Source organism: Kitasatospora phosalacinea (assembly GCF_000716545.1).
Lineage (GTDB): Bacteria > Actinomycetota > Actinomycetes > Streptomycetales > Streptomycetaceae > Kitasatospora > Kitasatospora phosalacinea.
This window is the reverse complement of record NZ_JNWZ01000169.1, coordinates 1-620: the sequence shown is the minus strand read 5'-3', so window position 1 is coordinate 620 and position 620 is coordinate 1. Positions and strand designations below refer to the sequence as shown.

The 620-nt window shown below is 72.4% G+C and carries 2 protein-coding genes; both read right to left on the bottom strand.

Going from position 1 to position 620, the window contains the following annotated elements:
• On the bottom strand, nucleotides 1-231 hold a 231-nt coding region (locus OO48_RS33980), incomplete at its 3' end, for a LacI family DNA-binding transcriptional regulator (RefSeq protein ID WP_157845622.1).
• A 205-nt stretch (nucleotides 232-436) separates the two neighbouring features.
• The coding region (locus OO48_RS33975) for an antibiotic biosynthesis monooxygenase (RefSeq protein ID WP_033223520.1) at nucleotides 437-620 on the bottom strand (184 nt) is incomplete at its 5' end.

Here is a 620-nt window from a genome sequence, read left to right as displayed (position 1 = left end):
CGGCGTGGTGGCGATCTCGTCGCTGAGGAAGCCGACGGTGTAGGAGCGGCTCAGCCGCAGGCCGCGGGCCAGGTTGTTCGGGAGGTACCCCAGGCGCTCGGCCGCCGCCAGGACGGTCTGCCGGGTCTCGGGGTTGATCCGCTTGCCCTCGACCTCGTTGAGGATGTGGGAGACCGTGGTTGCGGACACCCCCGCCGCCGCGGCCACGTCCTTGATTCCGACTCGTTTCACTCGTCCTGCCAAAACGTTTGGGCAATGGGACTGCGATGACGATGGCCGCACCGGGCGGCCGGTGTCAACAGCCCGTTACGGATTCGTGTCCGCCGGGCGCCCCTCCTGTGAACCGGGGGTTCGCGATGGCGCGGGCGGCGCGGCGGCATGCCGCCGCGGCCCGGGTCGGCCCGGTGGGCGGGCCCGGGCGGCGGGGGGTGCCCGCTCAGTCGGCGGGGGTCAGGAAGGTCAGCACGGAGGCGTCCTCCTCGATCAGCTCCACCAGCCGGGCGTTGAACGGCTTCCCGTGCGGAGCGGCGAGGTGCGCGGCGAAGGCGGCCTCGTCCCGGTACTGCTCGAAGATCCAGTAGGCGCGGGGCTCGGACGCCTTGCGGTGGACGTCGAAGGCG